Raw genomic sequence first — 16,144 nt, 5'->3', positions numbered from 1 at the left:
TCACAGCCAGCAAAGACTTAACAGTGTTGCCAGACAGCTCAACGAAAGGCCGAGAAAAACGCTAGACTATGAATCACCCGCAGAACGGTTCAATAAGTGTGTTGCGTCCATCAGTTGAACTCACAGCCAGGAGCGGATATACGTAACTTATGATACGCGTCGTCAATCATTCGCCTCAGACATCAACGCGGAAACGCTTTAAGAATGTAATCCCGAACATAGGCGGTTCGGCTGTTATTAGCCGTCCTTTTGTTCCAGACCAGATAAAGATGATTAGTCGGGGCGAGATCTGCAGGTGTAACTGAAATCAGACGCCCGCTTTTCAGGTCATTGTCACAGTGATAATCCGGTAACACCGTCCATCCATGTCCGTCGCAGACCAGGTCGCGGATAATACGTAAATCCGGAATGGTGAATGCAGCCTGCATCTCAGGGGCTTTCTGAAACATGGAGGCCCAGAGCGCTCTAATCAGTGGCAACTCTTCGTCATAAGCAATCAGCGGTAATGAGGCAAGCGTTTCAGCACCAGGTTCTGATCCTATGACCTCTGACATAGCGGGAGCATGAACAAGGAGCATGCGTTCAGTCAGGAGATGTGCATAGCCGTACAGACGGTTATCAGGCATAGATGCGGTAACTGCGAGATCGGCGCTCCCGTCATGCAAAAGGGAATAAATACGTTGTTTATTGCCGGTATGAAAGCGCAGGCGATACCCCTCCTTCATTAATGGAGCCATTACAGCCCCAAGCCGGGAATGAATAAAATCCGGAGGTCCTGCCAGATTAATTGTTCCCCCGCGCACAGGGCCTGACCGGAAAGACGATAGCTTTTCTTCCAGACCGTCAATGAAGGGTGAAACGGAGCGGGCAAGCTCATCCGCAGCTTCGGTCGCCGTCACGCCTCTGGCCTGCCTGATGAACAGACGCTTACCAACCAGAGTCTCAAGAGATTGGATATGTAGTGACGCTGCGGGCTGAGTGATGCCCAGTAGCTCTGCCGCCTTTGAAAAGGAGCCAGAGCGATAGGCCTCAAGAAACGTTCGCAGGTGGCTCAGATGGCTCATAGTGAAGCGCCTCGCTGATGAAGTTTATCGTTACAGGGAGCCTCATGCAGAGCAAGGGCCAGTTCACTCACGTAATCATCCCGTATTCCCAACGCACCCAGAGTGGCCTGCAGTTTCCATACATAATCTGCATTCGTGCCAATGTCTCCGCGGGCAGATGCGATGCTCGACGCTACGGTCGCTGTAAGATTGTCCTGTTCATAATGCGGATGCAATCTGTCTGATACGAAAGCTAGCGCCTGAATTTCCTCACCGTTTCCGAGCGAAATTTCAGCCCAGACAGGACGGTACAGACCGGTAATCATCTCTCGCGTCCAGACCATCTCCAACTCATGTATCAGAGTCGATTCCGGCAGTCTGAACGCCATACCTTCGGTTATTCCACCCTCGTCAAGAGATAACATTCTGCCGGGGATATCAGGGGTGGCTCGTCCGGATATCAGCCGGATACAGAAACTGCGCTGCCATCCTTTCAGACGGGCCCGTTGCATTTCTTCAATCGCCAGCGCGGGATTCCACATCAATGACCCGTAGGCAAATATCCACACAGGAGCGCCTATCGGGCGCTCCTCCAGAGTGGAGTACATTGATGCCCGTATTTTTTCAGCGTCCCAGCGCATGTGTGCCGGGAGCAGCGTTTCATGCGCTCTGACAAATGCGCCATTGAGCATATCTTCACGGGTAAGCATATTACCTCCCTTTCCTGGCACAGGATTTAAGCCTGCTGAAATTTACTGCTGTGACGGCGACTGATTTGTGCAAGCAGCAACAGTAGGCCGAGCAGAGAAACAATCGCACCGCTGATACCGGTATACACAATACCGGCGTGTGTGATGGTAAGACCGCCCAGTACTGAACCCAGCGCGATACCGGAGTTGAAGCCCGCGATATTCAGGCCGGCAGCAACGCCATGCGCATGAGGAGCATGTTGCTCAGCGACACCAATCAGACGGGCCTGCAGTGCCGGCACTGCGGCAAATGTCAGCATACCCAGCAGCGCAACCAGAATACCCATGCTCGCTGGTGAGGAAGCCAGCAGCCACATACCCAGCACGACAATAACAATGCCGCTAATAATGAGTATATTGGCACGATTCACCCCCATGCTGTCGGTAAGTTTTCCACCCAGAATGTTGCCTACCGCAGCGGTAATACCATAAACCAGCATAAACAGACTCACCGTTGCTCCGGTTACGCCTGTCACCTGCATCAGAATAGGTGCGATAAAGGTGTAAGCCGTAAACGAGCCTGCATACGCCAGCACCGTAACCAGCGCGCCGGCCAGTAACTTACGGTTAAACAGCATGCTAATATTCTGCATTGCTGAACCACTATGTTCGCCGGGGACGCTGCGTACGGGGTCTTTCATACCGAACAACAGTCCAAGGAATCCGAGCGCGCCGAAAGCGGCAATAGCGCCGAGAACTGGACGCCATGAGACCACGCCACCCAGCCATGTACTTAGCGGCACGCCGATTGCCATCGCCAGAGTAAAGCCACCAAATACCACAGCCACCGCTCTGCCTGCTTTACCCGGTCCAGCCAGACGAGCTGCGGTACTGGATGCCGCAGCCAGAAACAGGCCATGCCCCAGACCAGCAATGAACCGCGCCAACAGGAGCTGAGGTAATGTGGCTGCAAACGCGGCCGCCAGACTACCGGCGGTAAACACAACGGCGGTGGTAAGCATCACATTCTTCCGGTTCCAGCTTGCGGTCAGCGCAGACAGTACGGGTGCCGCGAACGTTGCCCCCAGTGCATAGGTCGTAACCGCTGCACCGGTCTGCTCCACACCCACCCCCAACCCCTGAGCCATGACGTCGGTCAGCCCAATGGGGACAAATTCCGCGAGTCCGAGCGCAAAGGCACTGATAGTGAAAACATAAATAACAAATGGCATGACTGCCTCCTGATTTAAGTAAGGAGTGCAGTCTGATTTAGACAAGCAGATAAATAAAATAATGTAAATTTCATGTGGAATAAAATTATTTATACCTAAGGCAAAGATATAATGTCTCCACAGCACACAGAAATTTTCTGTCTTCAGGGGAGGGGCTTCGAAAGCTCAGATGCAAAATTTCTGCGGCCCCGTTAAGAGTCAGTTGGCCGGGTTTAGTCTGCTCTTCGCTCTGAGCAGACCTTCAGAAAAGCGATATAAACTACTGCCTGTTACACTTCAATTCCTTTCTGTTTCAGCTCTTTTCTAATCACACGTTTAATCCAGGCTGCCAACGATTCATCGCCATCCTGTCGTTGTGCTTCTTCCATCGCTTTGCGCAGTTCCGGATCCAGACGGAATTGAAACGGGGGATTGCCTCTTCTTTCGTTCATGTGTATTGACACCTTAATTACATGAGATGTGTGATGACACACTACTCTTACATGTCATAAATACCAACTTCTAAACTTCAATCCCTTTCTGCTTCAGTTCTTTCCTGATAATGCGCTTAATCCATGCGGATACTGAAGCGTCACCATCCATTGAAAGCGCTTTCTGAATCCCTGCTTCCAGTTCCGGCTCGACACGTAATGCGATTTGTTTGTTGCCTTTCTTTTTGAATTCTACCGTTGACATGTGTCTGACACCTGATTTACATTGGTAATCGTAAGACAAGTGTAAGTCAATTGTCTTACAGAAACAACGAAGCCCGGCAGTGCGCCAACACATACCGAGCTTCTAACCACAACATTATACGAGGTAATGCTATGGCTGATGCTAATAGTACCACTAACGCCTGTTTTGCGTCTTCTGCTCTCATTTTACAGGCCGATCTGCTTTATTTTCCACTCGCCGAGGCGTTCCGCCATCTTGATTGTAGACATCTCACTACCGAAGAAAATCTGGCGCTATCGTTTGGCTGCGAAGAGGCGCTGGCAGGGTTGTACCAGACGCTGAATTTTATGGGCGAAAGCCTGCTGACCATGGCGGGTGAAGGTCAGGAACATTTTGCGTATGAGAGCATATGCCAGTTAGGGCACAGTCTGGTAAACATCAGCCAGTTGATTCCCGCGCTGGCGCAATTGGAAGCGAAAGCTGACCAGCAACTGTTTGCTGTTGCATAGTACCTAAAATAAACAGAGCGCCCATCCCTGGCGCTCTGTTCCTGCTTCTTTACCCCGCCCGCGCAAATTCTGCCGCTTCGGCGATTAGCGCGTCATCCGGGCGTACGCCGGTGTACATGGCGAACTGCTCTACGGCCTGTAAGGCAATCACCTCTGCACCGCTGATGGTTTTTTTACCCAGCTTTTGCGCCAGCTTAATCACCGGTGTTTCCGGCGGCAGGGCGACGACGTCAAACACCACGCTGGCGGCAGCGACCATTGCTTCGCTGTAGGCCAGTTCATCGCTCTCTTTACCGCCTGCCATGCCGACGGGCGTTACGTTGACCAGAATATCGCAGGCAATCCCTTCCGGCTGCGGTTGCCACTGAAAACCGTACTGTTTTGCCAGCTCCGGGCCGCTCTCACGGTTACGGGCGGCGATGATGACATCGTGAAAACCAGCATCGCGAAATGCGGCAATGACTGCTTTACCCATTCCACCGCTGCCGCGGATCATAACGCGTGCGCGGTTATCAAGCTGGTGGCTGGCAATCAGACTTTTTACTGCAATGTAGTCGGTGTTAAATCCTGTCAGCGTGCCGTTGTCATTGACGATAGTGTTGACGGAATCAATGACGCTTGCGGAAGGGTCGATGGCATCCAGAAACGGCATGCAACTCTCTTTAAACGGCATCGATACCGCACAGCCGCGGATCCCGAGTGCGCGAACGCCTTTCACTGCGGCCTCAATATCCTGCGTAGTAAAGGCTTTGTAGATAAAATTTAATCCTAACTTTTCATACAAATAGTTGTGAAAACGCGTGCCAAAGTTGCCGGGGCGACCGGCCAGCGACATGCACAGTTGGGTGTCGCGGTTAATCATGTTAAATCTCCCCGGCGTGAGACAATACGTACTGTTCGGCTTCCTGTGACCAAATCCCCTGATGACGTTCCAGGATATCGCGCAGGGCCGGATCGTCAATCTGCGTGAGTGCGGTTAGCGGTAACGCTTTGCCAGTGTAGACCAGCTTTTTCCCGCCGCCGACCTTTGGCAGTTCCAGCGTTGTTTCACCAGCCGCATTCAGCCCCAGAATGTGCGTCACCACTTTTGCGGCCTGAACCTTCTTCTCTTCGATCAGTTTTACCGCCGCGCGCATATCGTCGGTATTGCCGCCAGACGTGCCAACGTAATGGGTGAAAGCATAATGCACATCGTAGAAGTTAATTGGCGCGCTGAACTGCTTATCCTGCGGGCCGGCAAAGAAATTCATGCAGCCATCGGCGGCCAGCAGGGAAGAGGCCAGTGTGACCAACTGTTCATTGGGCACAAACACAAATATGTCGTCAAACCCGTGACCACCGCTCAGCGCCATCAGCGTGTCGTAAGCCGCATCCTGGGCGTGGAGATAGTGGATCAGCGTTTGTGGCTCAGAAGGATAGTGTTTGCGGGCGTAGCTCAACTTGTCGTTATTGGTGTCAGTCACTACCAGCAGCGCCGGATTGACCGGGCCGTGCAACGCATAATCGATTGCCAGCAATCCCATTGGCCCGGTACCGCCGAGGATCAGCGTGCGCCCTTGCGGGCGAATGCCCATCTTATGGTTGTAAGTGCCTTCCTGCAGATGATAGTTGGCATTGAATGCGCCAATCACGCAGGAAAGCGGCTCAACCAGCGAGCCTTCAAAATAGGTTTCACCTTCGTAGGCCAGCAGGCAATCCTGCTCCATCACTTCATTGGGTATGATGACGTGCGTGGCTTCGCCGCCCACCCACGGGAAGGAGTAGCCGGGGCAGTCCGGGCGATCCGGCAGTTGCAGGTTAGCCTGAATAACATAGCGTTGGCCGGGCTGAAACTTATGCTGCCATTTTTTCCCCACGGCGAGAATATCGCCGCAGAACTCGTGGCCGATGATAATCGGGTTGGTGGCCACATCGTCTGGTACCTTTTTGTGATTCTCACCCTGGTTAGCCTCTTTCCAGGAAGAAAGGCACAGGCTGTCGGTCACGACCGAGGCCAGAATTTCATCATCCTGCATTTCGGGAAGGTCGAAGGTTTCCAGGCGCAGATCGCGTTTACCATAAAGGCGTAAAGCTGTTGTTGTTTGCATTGTTACCACCTCTTCCTCTTTCGAGGACAATTTGTTGACGTTGCCCCGACATCGCCGGGGCGGAAAAATCAGGACAGGAAGCCCAGCGCGTTACCGATAATCCCCAGTGCAAACAGGGCGAATATCAGCCATACCGGATTAATTTTCTTGTTGAGTAGCCGCACCATCAGCAGCGTCAGACCCAGCGCCAGCAGGCCAGGGCAGAGCTGATCGAGTATGTTCTGCACGGTCATGGTGACGGTGGTACCGTCTGCGCCTGGCGTTTGCGATACCACCAGCGGCACGTTGATGCTGGTCCACTTGGTGACCAGCACCCCCATCACAAACAGACCCAGAATTGATGCCCCTTCGGTCAGTTTTTGCAGCAGGTTACCGCCCATGTCGCTGACGATGTTGACCCCTTTACGAAAGCCAAGCTGTAAGCCGTACCACTTCATCGCCAGACGTACTGCATTGAAAATAAAGAAGAACAATAGCGGGCCGAGAATGTTACCGGACAGTGCCAAAGACGCGCCGAGCGCGGCAGTAATCGGGCGCAATGTTCCCCATACCAACGGATCGCCGACGCCGGCGAGTGGGCCCATCAGCCCGACTTTGATGCCGTTGATCGCGCCATCGTCAATTTCCGCGCCATTGGCACGCGCTTCTTCCATCGCGGCGGTCACGCCAATTACCGGGCCACACACGGCAGGTGTGGTGTTGAAGAACACCAGGTGGCGTTTGAGCGCTGCGACCTGATCTTCCTTCAGCGGATACAGGCGCTTAATGGCTGGGATCATGTCGTAGCAAAAACCCAGCCCATGAATACGTTCAAAGTTGAATGACGCCTGTTGCAGGTTGGAGCGAACAAACATGCTAAACAGGTCGGATTTGGTCAGTTTTTTCTGTTCCATGGTCGGCTCCATTAGTCATCAAGCTGATCGAGAGCTTGAGAAGAGGCGGCTTGCGCCTGCGGTTCGGCTTTACGCCACTGCGGGTTCAACTGGATGTAGACCAGCGCGATAATCACGCCCACGCCACCGAAAGCCAGCAGACTCAAATCGAGATAACCCCCGGCGATAAACCCGAGGAAGAAGAAGGGCATCAGGTACTTCACGCCCATCATGCGCAGCACCATGGCGTAACCGACCACCACGATAAAACCACCGGCAATCTGCAACCCGTGCGTGACGAAGTCCGGGATGGCGTTCAGCATGTTGCTGACCATATCGGCGCTGACAAACAGTGAGACGATTAATGCAGGAATGGCGACACGCAGCGCCTGTACGCCGAGCGCGGAAACGTGGAGCATATCGATGGTGCGAAAGCGTGCGTCTTCCGCGGCTTTATCCGCCGCATGCTGAAATACCACAGTGATGGTGCGAGCGAATACCGTCAGCACCTGGCCTGCCGCCGCGACCGGCAGGGCGATGGCGATACCGGTAGCGATACTCTGTTGCCCGACGATAACCAGAATGGCGGAGATAATACTGGCAAGCGCCGAATCGGGGGACTGCGCGGCACCGACGTTCATCCAACCCAGAGCAATCAACTCCAGCGTGCCGCCGAGCATAATCCCGGTTTTTAAATCACCAAGGATCAGGCCGATAACGGTACAGGCGATGAGCGGGCGGTGGGTCTGGAATTCATCCAGCACGCTGCCCATTCCGGCAATACAGGAAAATATAAATATGGCGATAATTTGTAGGGTACTAATTTCCATAATTTGTCACCTTAAGGGTATAACGATCCCTGCCTGTTACGGCATATTTCTACAGGCGCTATTTATTATTCGCTAACGGACTGCTCTTTTATTTTCTCAAGAATATTAATTGCTGGGTCGGAGGCAACGACGCGTAAATCCAGTTTCACTCCCAACTGATCCAATTGATGAAAAGCATTAATATCGTCATCATCTAAAGAAACGGCTTTGGTTAATTGTTTTTTACCCGGTCGCCAGGCCATGCCGCCAATATTTAAGGTGGCGATTTTTACCCCTTGCTTAACCATGGCCAGCGCATCCTGCGGACGGGTAAAGAGATAAAAAACGGTTTCATTCTGATATTGCGGATTATGATAAACCGCCACCGCCTTTTCGATATTCACGACGTTGACCTTCATCCCTGGCGGGGCGGCCTGGCGTAATAATGTTCGGCGAACTTCATCGTTATATACCTCATCATTGCAGATAATAATCCGCTGGGCGTTGGCCACTTTCGACCAGACGGTAGTGACCTGGCCGTGGATCAGGCGGTCATCAATACGGGCAAGGGTAATGTTCATCAAAAATCCTCTTCGGTCGTTGCCAGATGCTGCCAGACAACGCAGGTTTGTTGAGCAATGGTCGTCAGGTGTTCGCACAGCTCATCCACATTCATACTGCTCTGGTTGTCAACCAGCTCCAGTGCCAGCGGCAGCGACAACCCGCTAATAACGCGTATCGCCGGGTTTTGCATCGCCAGCGTTGCGGCGGCATTCCATGGACTGCCACACTGCAAATCGACGGCAATCAGCCATTCATCATTAGTGTGAGTGCTTACTAACTTTTTCAACTTTGCCACGATGTCGCTGGCGTTCTCGCCGGGGACAAACGTTACCGCTTCAACGTTGGCATCGCCGTAGACCATTTGCACCGATTCCAGCATGGCGCAGGCCAATTTGCCGTGGGCGCAGAAGATTGCATTGACCATAAAACCTCCTTAGCCGCGCGTTTTTCCGCCCGCAATGTTAGTGGTTACCCCGGTGATGTAGCTGGCACGTTCAGACAACAGATAACAAACAAAATCAGCGACTTCGCCCAAACGCCCCGAACGTCCAATCGGGATCGCGTTCCGGGTATATCCCTCGCGTAGCTGCTCAACGGTGATATTGCGGGTCCAGGCCAGCGCTTCTTCATACTCGGGGGTGCGCAGCCCGGTTTTTTCCAGAATGCCAGGCGCAATACCGACCACACGAATCCCGTGTTTGCCCAGTTCTTTCGACCACGAGCGGGTAAAGCTATTTAGTGCGGCTTTGGTGGCGGCATAGCAGCTCTGACCTTCAGAACCTTCCAGTCCGCTTTCTGAAGAGACATTCACAATCACGCCGTCATGCTGTGTTACCATCTGGCGCGCTACCGCTTGTGACATTAAAAAAACGCCTTTTTGGTTGATGTTGACCATTTTTTCAAAAGCGGCTTCATTGAGTTCATATTGCCCGGCCGGGGCTTTTTCATCGACCAGTAGGCGCGGGAAATTAACCCCCGCGTTATTCACCAGCCCATCAATACGGCCAAAACGACGGATAATTTCAGCAACGGTGTGACTAACTTCTTTGGCGCTGGAAATATCTGTTGGCCAGAAATGATATTTGCTGTGGTCGGTATATTTACCGTCGCCACCATGAATATCTGCCATTTGTACATTAGCACCTTGCGCTAATAACTCTTCAACAATAGCCAGGCCAATTCCTGATGCGCCACCGGTAACAATAATGACTTTATCCTGTAGATTTAACCACGTTTGCATAATCAACTCCCAATTTAAGATAAGGGGACCCTGCATAAAGTAAATTATGTCAGGATCAATTCGAATATATTTACTTCAACAGCAATTCAGCGGTATGACTGTTAGTGACTAAACCGTTAATATAATTTCCACGTAATGCGCCAAGTATTCCACTCAGTTTTTCTTCCCCCATGGCAATGCCGATGGAGTAACGTGCCTGCTTTAATTTATTGGTTTCGATCGAGAGTGTTTTTTCACTCATACTGGTCTCTACCGTCACGCCGTCGATATCATAAAAGCGCGAGCAGATGTCTCCGGCGACATGGCGGGCATGCAGGTCATCACTCTCTTCGCTGCCGTAAAAGGCGTGCCAGTTGGCACCGTCACGGATCGCCGGGGAGCCAATGCCGACCAGCGCGACGTCCAGGTTATCCCAGTAGGCGGAAATCGACCGGAAGTGCTGGGACTGCATAATCCCGTTACGGATCAGCGGGTTTTCCAGCAGTGCCGGGAAATCGGCCAGGTGCGATTCACCCTTGAGCTTTGCCGCGGCGCTGTAGGTCAGCGTATTGACGTGGTAGCGGCTTTCAAGCTTGCCGGAGGGGCCGCCGATAATCGGTACGCAGATCAGCTGGCGCGACTGGCTGGCGGGGGATAACCCTTCGACCAGCCCCCGAACGGCGCGCCCCCATGAGAAGCCGATAATATCGCCGGGTTCCAGTAAGCGCTCCAGCAGCTGTGCGCCGTGCACCCCCATCATCGCGAGCTGTTCGTCTTCCTGTTCGCTGTCGCAGGAGACCACCACCGCTTCTTTCAGGCCAAATTTCTGTTTTAGCTGTTGTTCCAGCCACAGGTTCTCGTTGAAGTCGTAATTAATGGCAATGGTAACGATGCCTGATTCGCGGCCACGTTTTAGCAGGCGGCTGATCGTGGTGCGATAAATTCCCAGCTCGCGGGCGATTTGCGCTTGCGTCATATCCTGTTCGTAATAGAGCTGCGCTATTTTTACGATCAGGCGGATATCATCGCTGTTTTCCGTTGCCATCTTTGGGCTCCTGCACATTTGTGCAAATCACTAAATTGTCTTCTTGATCTGATATAACCCCATCCATGGCCCAGTTCAAAGTAATTTTCTCTTCTTTCAGCGCCATGAACTGGCAGTTTGTGTTGCACATTTGATGTGCAGATAGCGCGTTGTCGGCACATATGTGCTTATTGATGTAATGCCTTGATTCTGTGTATTTTCGCGCAACAAAATTGCAGGCATGGGGTGCTGACACTTTTGTGTCGAAAGGTGTGGCGGATCACAAATAGCGTTCTGGCATTCGAACACGATTATTTTTTATCGCCCGCAAGGTAGGGTATATTTCGCTTTTAATACACAAAGTCATTTAAGTTGTATCAAGGCGGCAAGGGAGCGAATCCCTGGGAGCATAGAGAGCTATGTGACCTGGGTGAGTGAAGGCAGCCAACGCAGAGACAGCCTGAAGGATGACGTGTATACAGGAGAAATTATGCTGCCCGACTCATCTATCCGATTAAACAAATACATCAGTGAAAGCGGAATCTGCTCGCGTCGCGAAGCAGATCGCTTTATCGAACAAGGGAATGTCTTCCTGAATGGCAAACGCGCCACCATTGGCGATCAGGTGATGCCTGGCGACGTCGTAAAAGTAAATGGTCGGTTGATTGAGCCGCGCGAAGCGGAAGATCTGGTTTTTATTGCGCTGAACAAACCCGTGGGGATTGTCAGTACCACTGAAGACAGCGAACGCGACAACATTGTTGATTTTGTTAACCACAGCAAGCGTGTGTTCCCAATTGGTCGTCTGGACAAAGACTCTCAGGGACTTATCTTTCTGACCAACCACGGCGACCTGGTGAATAAAATCCTGCGTGCCGGTAACGATCACGAAAAAGAGTATCTGGTGACGGTAGATAAGCCAGTCACTGATGACTTTATCCGTGGGATGGGAGCCGGTGTGCCAATTCTCGGCACCGTTACCAAAAAATGTAAGGTGAAGAAAGAAGCGCCGTTTGTGTTTCGCATTACGCTGATTCAGGGGCTGAACCGTCAGATCCGCCGCATGTGCGAGCACTTTGGTTATGAAGTTACTAAGCTTGAGCGTACGCGTATCATGAACGTTGGTCTGTCAGGCCTGCCGCTGGGTGAATGGCGCGATCTGACGGATGACGAACTGATCGGTCTGTTCAAGCTGATTGAGAACTCGTCCTCAGAAGCCAAACCGAAGGCCAAAGCGAAGCCAAAAACCGCAGGCATTAAGCGCCCAGTGGTGAAAATCGAAAAATCGGCGGAGAAAGAGAAATCGCGCCCGGCGGCAAACGGTAAGCGTTTTACCTCGCCGGGGCGTAAGAAGAAAGGGCGTTAACGTCTGCCGCGCGTTGGCGTATTCGCTGACCAGGAAAACGATGCTTCCGCATCCGGTTTATAAGCCTGCTTTTTCTTCAACTGGCGGGCTTTTTTTGCCTCTGCTTCGCGCAAAACCATCAGTTTATCGATGTACTCTTTCTTAATGCTGTTGGTCTCAGCGTTGGTGAGTAGTCGACCATGTGCAATACGCGCGCGGTCGAGTAGTGTTTTCAGTTCACGCTGTTCGCGCTCGGTCATCTCTTTTTGGGTAATGCGGGGGAGTGCCATTAGGGTGCCCTCAGTTAGCCAGAGATTTTAGTTTACGGGAATCTCTGGCTGAGAGATAGCGCTGCTGCTTATCAGGCTTACGGAGAATTTACAGGCCGGATAGGGCGTTTCGCCGCATCCGGCATGCGAGCTTATATCACTCAAACAAATTATGGTGCAGTTTCTGGACGACCAACTCGGCTTCGGTGCCCGGCACCAGGAAGCACAGGTTATGGCTGGATGCGCCGTAGCAAATCATGCGGATGTTGAATGGCTCCAGTACACCGAACACCTCTTTGCCGACGCCACAGGCTTTTGACAGGTCATTACCAATCAACGCCACTAGCGCCAGACCTTCTTCAACTTCAACCCGACACAGGGCAGACAGTTCCATCAGCAGAGACTGTGTTAACAGTGTATCGCCGGTGGAGGTGGAGCCGGTGGTGTCCAGCGTCAGCGCCACACTGACTTCGGATGTGGTGATCAAATCTACCGAGATATTGTGGCGTGCCAGGATGCCGAACACTTCCGCTAAAAAGCCGCGAGAGTGCAGCATATTCAGGCTATGCAGCGTCAACAGTGTTTGTTTGCGGCGCAGGGCCAGCGCCCGAAACAGCGGCGGATTCGCGGTTTTATTACACACCAGCGTGCCGCCTGCTTTTGGATCTTTGCTGGAGCCAACAAACACCGGGATATCGCTACGTACGGCAGGTAACAGGGTTGCCGGGTGCAGGACTTTCGCACCGAAGGTTGCCATTTCCGCGGCCTCTTCGAAGGCGATCTCATCGATACGCTGCGCTGCGGGAACAACGCGCGGATCGGTGGTGTAAATGCCAGGAACATCGGTCCAGATATCGACGCGCGTAGCGTGCAGCGCTTCGGCCAGCAGGGCGGCTGTATAATCGCTGCCGCCGCGTCCCAGTGTGGTGGTGCGGCCTTTGCTTTCGCTACCGATAAAGCCCTGAGTAATGACCAGACCTTCGCTCAACCGCGGGGCAAGCTGGATGGCTGCTAGTTCGGCCAGCGCCGCTACATCTGGCTCAGCACGACCAAAGCGATCGTTGGTGCGCATCACTTTGCGTACGTCAAACCATTGGGCCTGAACGTTACGCTCGCGCAGGATCTCAACAAACAGCAGGGTAGACATCAGTTCACCGTGGCTGACCAGTTCATCCGTCAGCGCCGTGGAGGTAGCCAGTGAGGCCGCCTCGGCCAGCGTAGTGATGTTTTCCAGCAGACGCTCAATTTCTTCGCGGATCACGTTCGGATAACGCAGGCGTTCCAGAATATTGAACTGAATTTGACGAATGGCATCGAGTTTCTCGAAGCGCTCAGTCGGCTCCAGACCTTCTGCCAGTGCAACCAGCAGATTGGTAATACCTGCTGAAGCGGAAAGCACCACTAAGCGGACGTTAGTATCGGAAAGTACGACATCCGCGCTGCGATTCATGGCGTCAAAATCCGCCACGCTGGTACCACCAAACTTGGAGACAACTACATCAGTCATAACTACCTCGTGTCAGGGAATGAATAGAGCGACCATGGCACATAAGGCAGAACAAAAACCGGTGCAGGCGCAAATGCAAATACCGTATTACATTTCGTCCTTCAATCTGCCTCTTCGTTGGCTGCACCTGCTCACCACAGTCACTTACTTCAGTAAGCTCCTGTGGATTCTCAGGTTTGCCGCCTTGACGCATATCGAATGACTTTATGTATATAAATAAAAGGCATGGCCTGTGCTGTCAACGCTGGGATTATGCGGATTTTTCATGCTGCAACTGCGTTGAGTAACGGTACTAATAACAACGCTGATAACCGCTATACTTTTTAGCCACGTTTGGCGGATGCCCTGGCAATGGCATTAAAACAATCACACTTTTCTGTGACTGGCGTTACAATCGATCTCAGTCACAATTCTCAAAATCAGAAGAGTATTGCTAATGAAAAACATCAATCCAACGCAGACCTCAGCCTGGCAGGCACTACAAAAACACTTTGAAGAGATGAAAGACGTTACTATCGCGGACCTGTTCGCGAAAGATAGCGATCGTTTCACTAAGTTTTCCGCGACGTTTGACGATTTGATGCTGGTGGATTTCTCCAAAAACCGTATCACGGAAGAGACGCTGGCTAAACTGCAGGATTTGGCGAAAGAGACCGATCTGGCGGGTGCCATCAAGTCCATGTTCTCCGGTGAGAAAATCAATCGCACCGAAGACCGCGCCGTGCTGCACGTGGCGCTGCGCAACCGTAGCAATACGCCGATCATCGTTGATGGTAAAGATGTGATGCCGGAAGTGAATGCGGTGCTGGAGAAAATGAAATCCTTCTCTGAAGCGATTATCTCCGGAAGCTGGAAAGGCTACACCGGCAAAGCGATCACGGATGTGGTGAACATCGGTATCGGCGGCTCCGACCTCGGCCCGTTCATGGTGACCGAAGCGCTGCGTCCATATAAAAATCACCTGAATATGCACTTTGTGTCTAACGTCGATGGTACGCACATTGCCGAAGTGCTGAAGAAAGTGAACCCGGAAACCACGCTGTTCCTGGTCGCGTCTAAAACCTTCACCACCCAGGAAACCATGACCAACGCCCACAGCGCGCGCGACTGGTTCCTGGCGACCGCTGGTGACAATAAACACGTTGCGAAACACTTTGCTGCGCTGTCCACCAACGGTAAAGCGGTTGGCGAGTTTGGTATTGATACTGCCAACATGTTTGAGTTCTGGGACTGGGTTGGCGGTCGTTACTCTCTGTGGTCTGCCATTGGCCTGTCCATCATTCTGTCCGTGGGCTTCGACAACTTCGTTGAGTTGCTGTCCGGTGCACATGCGATGGACAAACACTTCTCCACCACCCCGGCGGAGAAAAACCTGCCGGTACTGCTGGCGCTGATCGGTATCTGGTACAACAACTTCTTCGGTGCAGAAACCGAAGCAATCCTGCCGTACGACCAGTATATGCACCGCTTCGCGGCCTACTTCCAGCAGGGCAACATGGAATCCAACGGTAAATACGTTGACCGTAACGGTAACGCCGTGGACTACCAGACTGGCCCAATCATCTGGGGTGAGCCGGGTACTAACGGCCAGCATGCGTTCTACCAGCTGATTCACCAGGGTACCAAAATGGTTCCTTGTGACTTTATCGCGCCGGCGATCACCCACAACCCGCTGTCGGATCACCATCCGAAACTGCTGTCTAACTTCTTCGCTCAGACCGAAGCGCTGGCATTTGGTAAATCTCGTGAAGTGGTTGAGCAGGAATATCGCGATCAGGGTAAAGATCCGGCCCAGCTCGAACACGTTGTGCCGTTCAAAGTGTTTGAAGGCAATCGTCCGACAAACTCTATTCTGCTGCGTGAAATCACGCCGTTCAGCCTGGGTGCGCTAATTGCACTGTATGAACATAAAATCTTTACTCAGGGTGCCATCCTGAACATCTTCACTTTCGACCAGTGGGGCGTGGAGCTGGGCAAACAGCTGGCAAACCGCATTCTGCCGGAACTGAATGATGATAAAGAAATCACCAGCCATGATTGCTCGACCAACGGTTTGATTAACCGTTATAAGTCCTGGCGTGCCTGATGGCGCTGCGCTAATCAGGCCTACAGGCGCACACTTGTAGGCCGGATAAGGCGTTTCGCCGCCATCCGGCATTAATGAAATAAAAAAGCCGATATTAATATCGGCTTTTTTTATAAGATTACTCCAGGATATCTACACCTTTTCTTCATTTCTTAATTGAGCTTAATCCTAAAATAATTCATTCAACGTTATCCTGTTTCTGATATTTTCAGATTTTCCGGGTATTGTGTTTTTT

18 protein-coding genes are annotated in these 16,144 nt (G+C 52.2%); 3 read left to right on the top strand and 15 right to left on the bottom strand.

Going from position 1 to position 16,144, the window contains the following annotated elements:
- Nucleotides 1-182: 182 nt before the first annotated feature.
- From NNO02_RS19675 to NNO02_RS19655, 5 genes are all read right to left on the bottom strand, one after another.
- A complete protein-coding gene (locus tag NNO02_RS19675; protein ID WP_239606423.1) occupies nucleotides 183-1,064 on the bottom strand; it encodes a LysR family transcriptional regulator in 882 nt (293 codons plus the stop codon).
- Nucleotides 1,061-1,753 (bottom strand): gamma-glutamylcyclotransferase, encoded by a 693-nt coding sequence (locus tag NNO02_RS19670; RefSeq protein ID WP_267449876.1) that lies wholly within the window; start codon nucleotides 1,751-1,753, stop codon nucleotides 1,061-1,063. The genes NNO02_RS19675 and NNO02_RS19670 overlap by 4 nt, the downstream gene beginning before the upstream one ends.
- 26 nt (nucleotides 1,754-1,779) lie before the next feature.
- Nucleotides 1,780-2,964 carry an MFS transporter gene (locus NNO02_RS19665; RefSeq protein ID WP_239606421.1) on the bottom strand — a complete coding sequence of 395 codons (1,185 nt, stop codon included), beginning with the start codon at nucleotides 2,962-2,964 and terminating at the stop codon, nucleotides 1,780-1,782.
- A 269-nt stretch (nucleotides 2,965-3,233) separates the two neighbouring features.
- Nucleotides 3,234-3,395, bottom strand: coding sequence for a phage protein (locus NNO02_RS19660; RefSeq protein WP_003841416.1), 162 nt, complete (start codon nucleotides 3,393-3,395; stop codon nucleotides 3,234-3,236).
- Nucleotides 3,396-3,465: 70 nt separating this feature from the next.
- Entirely contained in the window at nucleotides 3,466-3,639 is a 174-nt protein-coding gene (locus NNO02_RS19655) for a hypothetical protein (protein WP_012905930.1), read from the bottom strand.
- 131 nt (nucleotides 3,640-3,770) lie between these two features.
- On the opposite strand from NNO02_RS19655, the gene NNO02_RS19650 reads away from it, so the two are divergent.
- On the top strand, nucleotides 3,771-4,127 hold the full coding sequence (locus NNO02_RS19650; RefSeq protein WP_271455539.1) for a hypothetical protein: 357 nt from the start codon (nucleotides 3,771-3,773) through the stop codon (nucleotides 4,125-4,127).
- A 49-nt stretch (nucleotides 4,128-4,176) separates the two neighbouring features.
- Here the strand turns inward: NNO02_RS19650 and NNO02_RS19645 are convergent, their stop codons facing one another.
- From NNO02_RS19645 to NNO02_RS19610, 8 genes are all read right to left on the bottom strand, one after another.
- On the bottom strand, nucleotides 4,177-4,989 hold the full coding sequence (locus NNO02_RS19645) for a shikimate 5-dehydrogenase (protein ID WP_271455538.1): 813 nt from the start codon (nucleotides 4,987-4,989) through the stop codon (nucleotides 4,177-4,179).
- A 1-nt stretch (nucleotide 4,990) separates the two neighbouring features.
- Entirely contained in the window at nucleotides 4,991-6,214 is a 1,224-nt protein-coding gene (gene sorE / locus NNO02_RS19640) for an L-sorbose 1-phosphate reductase (protein WP_271455537.1), read from the bottom strand.
- A gap of 68 nt (nucleotides 6,215-6,282) precedes the next feature.
- Nucleotides 6,283-7,107 (bottom strand): PTS system mannose/fructose/sorbose family transporter subunit IID, encoded by an 825-nt coding sequence (locus tag NNO02_RS19635; RefSeq protein ID WP_003031641.1) that lies wholly within the window; start codon nucleotides 7,105-7,107, stop codon nucleotides 6,283-6,285.
- 11 nt (nucleotides 7,108-7,118) lie between these two features.
- Nucleotides 7,119-7,916: a PTS mannose/fructose/sorbose transporter subunit IIC gene (locus tag NNO02_RS19630; protein ID WP_271441899.1), complete on the bottom strand. Its 798-nt coding sequence runs from the start codon at nucleotides 7,914-7,916 to the stop codon at nucleotides 7,119-7,121.
- Between the two features lie 65 nt (nucleotides 7,917-7,981).
- Complete coding sequence (locus NNO02_RS19625; RefSeq protein ID WP_271455536.1) at nucleotides 7,982-8,476, bottom strand: PTS system mannose/fructose/N-acetylgalactosamine-transporter subunit IIB; 495 nt, start codon at nucleotides 8,474-8,476, stop codon at nucleotides 7,982-7,984.
- Complete coding sequence (locus tag NNO02_RS19620) at nucleotides 8,476-8,883, bottom strand: mannose/fructose/sorbose PTS transporter subunit IIA (RefSeq protein ID WP_271455535.1); 408 nt, start codon at nucleotides 8,881-8,883, stop codon at nucleotides 8,476-8,478. The genes NNO02_RS19625 and NNO02_RS19620 overlap by 1 nt, the downstream gene beginning before the upstream one ends.
- 9 nt (nucleotides 8,884-8,892) lie before the next feature.
- Complete coding sequence (locus tag NNO02_RS19615) at nucleotides 8,893-9,699, bottom strand: SDR family oxidoreductase (protein WP_271455534.1); 807 nt, start codon at nucleotides 9,697-9,699, stop codon at nucleotides 8,893-8,895.
- Nucleotides 9,700-9,769: 70 nt separating this feature from the next.
- Entirely contained in the window at nucleotides 9,770-10,723 is a 954-nt protein-coding gene (locus tag NNO02_RS19610; RefSeq protein WP_271441902.1) for a sugar-binding transcriptional regulator, read from the bottom strand.
- 469 nt (nucleotides 10,724-11,192) lie between these two features.
- Here NNO02_RS19610 and rluF point away from each other — a divergent pair, with 469 nt between their 5' ends.
- Nucleotides 11,193-12,068 (top strand): 23S rRNA pseudouridine(2604) synthase RluF, encoded by an 876-nt coding sequence (gene rluF / locus NNO02_RS19605; RefSeq protein WP_137381201.1) that lies wholly within the window; start codon nucleotides 11,193-11,195, stop codon nucleotides 12,066-12,068.
- On the opposite strand, the gene NNO02_RS19600 is transcribed toward rluF, so the two are convergent.
- Nucleotides 12,065-12,337, bottom strand: coding sequence for a DUF3811 domain-containing protein (locus NNO02_RS19600; RefSeq protein WP_137381200.1), 273 nt, complete (start codon nucleotides 12,335-12,337; stop codon nucleotides 12,065-12,067). The two genes, rluF and NNO02_RS19600, sit on opposite strands and share 4 nt — an antisense overlap.
- 136 nt (nucleotides 12,338-12,473) lie before the next feature.
- The gene (gene lysC / locus NNO02_RS19595; protein ID WP_271440982.1) at nucleotides 12,474-13,823 is read right to left on the bottom strand and encodes a lysine-sensitive aspartokinase 3; all 1,350 of its coding nucleotides are present in this window, start codon (nucleotides 13,821-13,823) and stop codon (nucleotides 12,474-12,476) included.
- A 436-nt stretch (nucleotides 13,824-14,259) separates the two neighbouring features.
- Here lysC and pgi point away from each other — a divergent pair, with 436 nt between their 5' ends.
- Nucleotides 14,260-15,909 carry a glucose-6-phosphate isomerase gene (pgi, locus tag NNO02_RS19590; protein ID WP_271440981.1) on the top strand — a complete coding sequence of 550 codons (1,650 nt, stop codon included), beginning with the start codon at nucleotides 14,260-14,262 and terminating at the stop codon, nucleotides 15,907-15,909.
- Nucleotides 15,910-16,144: the final 235 nt, after the last annotated feature.

It is taken from the genome of Citrobacter sp. Awk 2 (genome assembly GCF_028069815.1).
Taxonomy (GTDB): Bacteria; Pseudomonadota; Gammaproteobacteria; order Enterobacterales; family Enterobacteriaceae; genus Citrobacter.
Note: the sequence above shows the minus strand (reverse complement) of the source record. Positions and strands in the feature narration are given on the sequence as shown.

Excerpts from the sequence above, each read along its gene's own strand:
- NNO02_RS19675 (WP_239606423.1), bottom strand. The coding sequence starts at position 1,064 with ATGAGCCATCTGAGCCACCTGCGAACGTTTCTTGAGGCCTATCGCTCT.
- NNO02_RS19670 (WP_267449876.1), bottom strand. The coding sequence starts at position 1,753 with ATGCTTACCCGTGAAGATATGCTCAATGGCGCATTTGTCAGAGCGCAT.
- NNO02_RS19665 (WP_239606421.1), bottom strand. The coding sequence starts at position 2,964 with ATGCCATTTGTTATTTATGTTTTCACTATCAGTGCCTTTGCGCTCGGA.
- NNO02_RS19660 (WP_003841416.1), bottom strand. The coding sequence starts at position 3,395 with ATGAACGAAAGAAGAGGCAATCCCCCGTTTCAATTCCGTCTGGATCCG.
- NNO02_RS19655 (WP_012905930.1), bottom strand. The coding sequence starts at position 3,639 with ATGTCAACGGTAGAATTCAAAAAGAAAGGCAACAAACAAATCGCATTA.
- NNO02_RS19650 (WP_271455539.1), top strand. The coding sequence starts at position 3,771 with ATGGCTGATGCTAATAGTACCACTAACGCCTGTTTTGCGTCTTCTGCT.
- NNO02_RS19645 (WP_271455538.1), bottom strand. The coding sequence starts at position 4,989 with ATGATTAACCGCGACACCCAACTGTGCATGTCGCTGGCCGGTCGCCCC.
- sorE (WP_271455537.1), bottom strand. The coding sequence starts at position 6,214 with ATGCAAACAACAACAGCTTTACGCCTTTATGGTAAACGCGATCTGCGC.
- NNO02_RS19635 (WP_003031641.1), bottom strand. The coding sequence starts at position 7,107 with ATGGAACAGAAAAAACTGACCAAATCCGACCTGTTTAGCATGTTTGTT.
- NNO02_RS19630 (WP_271441899.1), bottom strand. The coding sequence starts at position 7,916 with ATGGAAATTAGTACCCTACAAATTATCGCCATATTTATATTTTCCTGT.
- NNO02_RS19625 (WP_271455536.1), bottom strand. The coding sequence starts at position 8,476 with ATGAACATTACCCTTGCCCGTATTGATGACCGCCTGATCCACGGCCAG.
- NNO02_RS19620 (WP_271455535.1), bottom strand. The coding sequence starts at position 8,883 with ATGGTCAATGCAATCTTCTGCGCCCACGGCAAATTGGCCTGCGCCATG.
- NNO02_RS19615 (WP_271455534.1), bottom strand. The coding sequence starts at position 9,699 with ATGCAAACGTGGTTAAATCTACAGGATAAAGTCATTATTGTTACCGGT.
- NNO02_RS19610 (WP_271441902.1), bottom strand. The coding sequence starts at position 10,723 with ATGGCAACGGAAAACAGCGATGATATCCGCCTGATCGTAAAAATAGCG.
- rluF (WP_137381201.1), top strand. The coding sequence starts at position 11,193 with ATGCTGCCCGACTCATCTATCCGATTAAACAAATACATCAGTGAAAGC.
- NNO02_RS19600 (WP_137381200.1), bottom strand. The coding sequence starts at position 12,337 with ATGGCACTCCCCCGCATTACCCAAAAAGAGATGACCGAGCGCGAACAG.
- lysC (WP_271440982.1), bottom strand. The coding sequence starts at position 13,823 with ATGACTGATGTAGTTGTCTCCAAGTTTGGTGGTACCAGCGTGGCGGAT.
- pgi (WP_271440981.1), top strand. The coding sequence starts at position 14,260 with ATGAAAAACATCAATCCAACGCAGACCTCAGCCTGGCAGGCACTACAA.